Here is a 6,365-nt window from a genome sequence, read left to right on the forward strand (position 1 = left end):
ATGCGGTTCACTTCGTCGTCGCAGGTCGGGCCATTTTCCGAAGCATACACCGTGCCGGTCGAAGGGTGGAACGTAAAGTCAAAACTGTTGCGCAGCCCCAGAGCAAAGATCGGGCTGTTCGGGTCGCCCGGAACCGTGCCGGCCGGAGTCGCCACGCCACTCGCGTCAATGGTGTAGCGCAGAATCTTGCCGAGCAGGTTCGGCGTCCCATCGGGATTGGTCAGCGACTGCGAATTTGCCGGATTGCCATTTTCGCCCACCGTGAGATAGAAACGGCCATCCCTGTCAAATCCGATGTTGCCGCCGTTGTGTATCGTGGCGACTGGGATGTCGTTTAGGATCGTCAGTTGATTGATGCCGCTGTTATTTTGATCGGTGAACCTTACGACCCGGCCAACCAGCGGATTCAGGTTCATGTGATAGACATAGACGAAGCGGTTTTGGGAAAAGTTCGGATCAAAGGTCAGGCCGATCAATCCCTGTTCGCCGTTGATACTCACCGGGAGCGTGGCAAAGGGTGTAGGCAGGAGCTGGCCATCGCTTATGATCCGGATGTTCCCGGTCCTCAATTCGTTGTAGAAGAGCCGGCCGTCCGGAGCAAACGCCATCGTTACGGGAAAATTCGCGTTGGCCAGAAAGGTTTCTGCACGGAAGGGAACTGGCCCGGGGGGCGCCGGATTTCCGGCCACCGTTTCGCTGCAACCCGCCAGGCTCAAACCCAAGATCAGATTCAAAAACGGGAGAAGGAGGGATGGGGCGCGATTTACTTCCAAATTCGTTGCCTCCCTGGTCTTCGGGCGACCTATGGTAGTGGCGCTGGCCAACGCCGTCAATCACCCGGACGGGGACTCCCGGTGGGTATGGGTTCACCTTCAGGTGGAAACTTAGTGGCTTTCGGATGGTCTAAGCAGCCGCCCCGTGGCACTTCTTGTATTTCTTGCCCGATCCGCAGGGGCAGGGGTCATTGCGGCCGATTTTATCGCCCCGGCGGACAGGTTGGCGGGCCTCGCTTGCGGTTTCGCCGCCGGAAAAGACCAACTGCTGTGCCTGGCGGCGTTGCCGGCGTTCGATCTCCCGCGTTTGGTCTTCCTGGGTGACCGGCTGCATGAGGAACAGGTAACGAATCGTTTCGCGGTCGATGCGGTCGAGCAACTCCTCAAACAGGCCGAACGATTCTCGCTTGTACTCGACCAGCGGGTCCTTCTGCCCGTAACCGCGCAGGCCGATGCCTTCCTTCAGGTGGTCGAGGATAAGCAGGTGGTCCTTCCACTGGGTGTCCACGATCTGGAGCATGATCACCCGCTCGTGCCAACGCATCCCTTCCGGGGTGAGCAATTTTTCTTTTTCGTCGTACTTTTGCTTGAGCCGGCCGATCAGCGCCTCGACCAGCTCATCGTGGTTAAGCGCGCCGGGATCGATCCGCTCCGCCTTGATGTCCATGCCGAATTGCGCCCAGATTTCGTTCCGCAGCGCCTGGGCATCCCACTTGTCCGGGTGCACCTTGGCGTTGCAGTGCGTGTCGATGATTTCAGTGGCAATATTTTCGGCAATGTTCAGGAGTTCTTCCTTCTGCTCGACGCCCTCGAGCAGCTCGCGCCGCATGCGATAGATCGTCTCGCGCTGCTTGTTCATCACGTCGTCGTACTCGAGCAGGTGTTTGCGGGACTCGAAATTCTGCGCCTCCCTTGCCTTCTGGGCGGCTTCGATGCGACGGGTGATGAGTTTCGATTCGATGGGAACACCCTCCTCCATGCCGAGCTTGTACATCAGCCCGGAGATGCGCTCCCCGCCAAAGATGCGCAGGAGATCATCCTGCAAGGAAAGGTAGAAGCGCGAGGAACCGGGATCGCCCTGGCGCCCGGCACGGCCGCGAAGCTGATTGTCAATGCGCCGCGCTTCATGCCGCTCGGTGGCCAGGATGTGGAGCCCGTTGAAGGCCACCACCTCGTCGTGCTCCTTGTCCGTTTGCGCCTTCCCTTGCTGAAAAACCTCGTTCCACTCTTCCCGCGAGACTGTCTCCGGGTCGCGCCCGGCCTTCAGGAAATGCTCCTTGGCCATGTAATCCGGGTTGCCGCCGAGCAGGATGTCAGTGCCGCGGCCGGCCATGTTCGTCGAAACCGTGATGGTGTGCTTGCGCCCGGCCTGGGCCACGATGTACGCCTCTTTTTCGTGCTGCTTGGCGTTCAAGACGTGGTGCGGGACCCCGGCTTTCTTCAGCATCTCGCTCAGCTTTTCCGACTTCTCGATGGAAATCGTTCCCACGAGCACCGGCTGGCCCTGCTGGTACTTCTCCTGGATCTCGGCAACCGCAGCAGTGAATTTCTCGCGCTCGGTGCGATAGACGATGTCCGAATACTCGTAGCGGATGAGCGGGACGTTCGTGGGGATGACGACCACATCGAGGTTATAGATCTTGGCAAACTCGGCCGCTTCGGTGTCCGCCGTGCCCGTCATGCCGGCGAGCTTCGAGTACATCCGGAAATAATTCTGAAAGGTGATCGTCGCCAGCGTCTGGTTTTCGCGCTCGATCTTGACCCCTTCTTTCGCTTCCACCGCCTGGTGCAGGCCGTCCGACCAGCGCCGCCCGGGCATCAACCGGCCGGTGAATTCGTCCACGATGACCACCTCATCCTGGGCGGATTGCTCGTTTCGTTTGACCATGTAGTCCACGTCGCGCTTAAAGAGGGTGTGGGCTTTCAAAGCCTGATAGACGTGGTGGATGGTGTCCATGTGGGCGGGGTCATAGAGGTTGCCGAGGCCGAGCACTTTTTCCACCCGGGCCACGCCCTCTTCGGTCAGGGTGCACGTTCGTAACTTCTCGTCCAGCGTATAGTCAATGTCGCGGATCAGCTTCGGGATGATCCGGTCGATGCGATAGTATTTATCGGTGGACTCCTCGGCGGGGCCGGAAATGATCAAGGGGGTGCGCGCCTCGTCAATCAGGATGGAGTCCACTTCGTCCACGATGGCGAAGTGGTGGCGGCGCTGGACACAATCGGCCAGTTCAAACTTCATGTTGTCACGCAGGTAATCGAAGCCAAACTCGTTGTTCGTTCCGTAGGTCACGTCGGCGTTATACGCTTCGCGGCGCTGGGCATCGTCGAGGTCGTGCACAATGACGCCCACCTGCAGCCCCAAAAATCTGTAAATCTTTCCCATCCATTCGGCGTCGCGGCGGGCCAGATAATCGTTTACCGTGACAATGTGCACCCCTTTGCCGGCCAGGGCGTTCAGATAGGCGGGCAGGGTCGCCACCAGCGTCTTGCCCTCGCCCGTTTTCATCTCGGCGATTTTGCCTTCGTGCAGGACAACGCCGCCGATGAGCTGCACGTCAAAGTGGCGCATGTTGAGGGTTCGCCTCCCTGCCTCCCGCACCACTGCAAACGCCGGCACGAGCAACTCCTCGATAGCTTCTTTCATCGCGGTCTTCCGCTCGGCTTCGTCCTCGATCCCTTCCAGCCGCCGCTCCAACTGCTCCTTGAAGGCGGCGGTTCTGGCGCGGAGCTGCTCGTCGGACATGCGCTGCATCTCCGGCTCGAGCGCATTGATCGCCACCATGGTCGGCCGGAGACGCTTCATCTCGCGGTCGTGCTTGGTGCCGATGATTTTGGTCAGGATCGTGTTAAAGGCGGCCATGGTTCAGGGGAGGTCGCTCGGCAAGCCTCGTTCTCTTCGCTCGAATCAATCCATTCTAGAGCCACGCTATCAGCAAGTCAACGCGACCGGTTGTTCAAGCAGCATCTTCTTCCGCGAAAATGCAATCTGCCTCGGCTGACCTCCGCCGCGGCGGGCCTGCCTTGAACGGGGGCGATGGGTCACTGTTTTGACTTTCCGTCTAAGCTTCGTTATCATCGCGCCGAATTCCCTCCGGGGAAAACCCCTGATGCGTTTCCGTCCTTTCCTTGCGGGCTCGTGCTGTGCGCAGCCACGCTGGTCTCCGCGCAGGAGCGAGAATTTCTTGTCCAGAGAGAGCTCTTTGATGGCATTGCCGGCGAATACTCGGGTGAGGTGGCCGCCCCCGGCGGGAGTACCAGCGACGGAAGATCGAAGGCTTTGGAAGCACCTCGCTGTTTGCCATTAGCATACGATGCTGGCATACCTGTGCGGTCCCATTGAATTCGCTCCCGACCAGGGCAAGCTCTGGCGCAGGAAGATCCGTCCTTTCCTCGAGGAAGAGCTGCGACATTCCGTTTATGACCCTGCCGCCGACGAAAAGAAAGACCTCACCGAGGATGAAATGGCCCACTTTCGCGAATGGAAGGAGACGGATGCGGAGCGCTACCGGCGGGCGGTGAGAAAAATCATCAACTACGATCTGGACATCATCGAAAACAAGGCCGACTATTTAATCTGTTTCTGGGACAACATGGCCGCTCAGAGCGGCGGGACAGCGGCGGAAATGACCGCCGCCTATCGCAAAGGGATTCCCGTCTATCTGGTGACGGAGGAGCCGCTCAGCCTGATCAGCGGATGGATGCTTGCCTGCGCCGATCGCATCTTCCGATCCCTCGAAGAGCTGAAAGCCTACTTCCAGGAGACCTACGGCCGCCAGGCGCGTCAGACCGCCTTGTGGAGCCGCTGATCCTTCATCTATGCACACTTATGATTTGGAACGTTAAAGTCTCGTTGAGGAGGAACTGATGACGACGCTTATTTTCCTGACGATTCTTGGTTTCGTTGTGGCTGGCCTGCTGTACGCTCGCATGCAGACGCGGCGGCGGCAGACGGGCGAGCTTGTGGTCTCAACGCGGAAGCTTCTCTTGATCCCCCTGGCGTTTTTCGTGGGCGGGGTTCTTTTCAATTCGGTGGTGATCATCCCGGCGGGCGAGATCGGGGTGGTGCAAGTCCTGGGCGCGGTCCGGCCGTACGTTCTGCGGGAAGGCCTCCGCACGGTGAACCCGATTGCCAATGTGATTCGCATGTCGGTTCGCACCCAGGAAGTGAAAGAGGTGGCCAGCGTGCCCAGCCAGGAAGGCCTGCTCATGCACCTGGAGACTTCGCTGCTTTTCAATCTTTCGCCGGAGCAGGCGCCCCAGGTCTTCCGCAACTACGGGCTGGGCTATCGGGAGGTGGTGGTCGCCCCCACCTTGCGGTCGGTGATCCGAGGCGTCACCGCCGAGCACGATGCCAAAGCGCTCTACACGGCTGGCCGGGAAACGGTTACCGTCGAAATCCAACGGCAACTCGACAAGGTGTTTGGCCCCGCCTTCCACGCCAGTCAAGTGCTCCTACGTGATGTCAAGCCGCCCACTTCCGTTTCCGAAGCCATCGAGCGGAAGCTGCGCGCCGAGCAGGAAGCGCAGCAGATGCAGTTCGTGCTCCAGCGCGAGAAACAGGAAGCGGAACGCAAACGCATCGAGGCCGCCGGCGTGCGCGACTTTCAAGCCATCGTTTCGCAAGGGATTACGCCGTCCTTGTTGCAATGGAAGGCCATCGAAGCGACCGAAAAGCTCGCCGCCAGCCCGAACACGAAGTTCATTTTGAGCGGCCGCGGCTTGCCGGTGCTGAGCACGATGATTGAGAAATAACCACTCGCCGTGAACCACCGGTCGCCGATGGGAGTATCGGAATTCATTCCGATATGCATGTCGGGCGCTAAGCCCGACAATGCCTGCTGCCATGATTATTGCCGTCGGATCCATGCGTCGGCCCAAACTCAACGCCGTCTGGGAGGCGGCCAGCGCTTTCTGGCCGCTCATCTCCCCGGACGAGCCCTTTGAAGTCCTTGGCGTCGAAGTCTCCAGCGGCGTCGGGCACACGCCGCTGACGCGCGAGGATTTGATGAGCGGGGCCCGCTCCCGTGTCGAGCGGCTCATTCAAAAAGCGCAGGCGGAAAAGCAACCGTGGAGATTTCTGGTGGGGCTCGAAGGAGGGTTCGACGTCGTTCGAAGAGACAAGGACAGGTTGGTGTTCCTGGAAAGCTGGGCCTACGTCTCCGATGGCCAGCGCGGTTCGTTTGGCAGCGGCGGGAGCATCTTGATTCCCGAGCCCATCGCCAAAGCGGTGGTGGACGATGGTGTCGAGCTGGGTCACGTCATCGACCGGTTTGCAGGCAAAAAAGAGCTGCGCGACCACGAAGGCGCCTGGGGGATCCTCACCCTCAATCTCATTCGCCGGCAGGATTCCTTTCGCACGGCAGTGATCAACGCCTTTGCCCCTTTCTACAATGCGGGCGCCTACCGCCCGGCATCGCGGGGTGATCCGGGGCGCCGCCCCGATTGACGAATTACCCAGGACGATTAACATAGTGCCCGGAGGCAATCATGGATTTTGTCAAAGGCAACATGGGCTGGGTGGAAGTCATCTGCGGCCCCATGTTTTCCGGCAAGAGCGAGGAACTGATTCGACGCTTGCGGCGGGCCGAG

General features: G+C 59.8%; 5 protein-coding genes. 3 read left to right on the forward strand and 2 right to left on the reverse strand.

What is annotated here, in order from left to right; genetic code table 11:
* Together VIH17_05965 and secA are read right to left on the reverse strand one after the other, a co-directional pair.
* Window positions 1-773 (reverse strand): PQQ-dependent sugar dehydrogenase (locus VIH17_05965; protein ID HEY4682780.1); only part of this gene is annotated, 773 nt, incomplete at its 3' end.
* Between the two features lie 130 nt (window positions 774-903).
* Entirely contained in the window at window positions 904-3,636 is a 2,733-nt protein-coding gene (gene secA / locus VIH17_05970; protein ID HEY4682781.1) for a preprotein translocase subunit SecA, read from the reverse strand.
* Between the two features lie 451 nt (window positions 3,637-4,087).
* On the opposite strand from secA, the gene VIH17_05975 reads away from it, so the two are divergent.
* From VIH17_05975 to VIH17_05985, 3 genes are all read left to right on the forward strand, one after another.
* Window positions 4,088-4,582, forward strand: a complete 495-nt coding sequence (locus VIH17_05975) for a nucleoside 2-deoxyribosyltransferase (GenBank protein HEY4682782.1) — start codon at window positions 4,088-4,090, stop codon at window positions 4,580-4,582.
* Window positions 4,583-4,640: 58 nt separating this feature from the next.
* Window positions 4,641-5,528 carry a prohibitin family protein gene (locus VIH17_05980; protein HEY4682783.1) on the forward strand — a complete coding sequence of 296 codons (888 nt, stop codon included), beginning with the start codon at window positions 4,641-4,643 and terminating at the stop codon, window positions 5,526-5,528.
* A gap of 79 nt (window positions 5,529-5,607) precedes the next feature.
* Entirely contained in the window at window positions 5,608-6,222 is a 615-nt protein-coding gene (locus VIH17_05985) for an inosine/xanthosine triphosphatase (protein ID HEY4682784.1), read from the forward strand.
* Window positions 6,223-6,365: the final 143 nt, after the last annotated feature.

Source organism: Candidatus Acidiferrales bacterium (assembly GCA_036514995.1).
Classification (GTDB): domain Bacteria; phylum Acidobacteriota; class Terriglobia; order Acidiferrales; family DATBWB01; genus DATBWB01.

Excerpts from the sequence above, each read along its gene's own strand:
- secA (HEY4682781.1), bottom strand. The coding sequence starts at position 3,636 with ATGGCCGCCTTTAACACGATCCTGACCAAAATCATCGGCACCAAGCAC.
- VIH17_05975 (HEY4682782.1), top strand. The coding sequence starts at position 4,088 with ATGCTGGCATACCTGTGCGGTCCCATTGAATTCGCTCCCGACCAGGGC.
- VIH17_05980 (HEY4682783.1), top strand. The coding sequence starts at position 4,641 with ATGACGACGCTTATTTTCCTGACGATTCTTGGTTTCGTTGTGGCTGGC.
- VIH17_05985 (HEY4682784.1), top strand. The coding sequence starts at position 5,608 with ATGCCTGCTGCCATGATTATTGCCGTCGGATCCATGCGTCGGCCCAAA.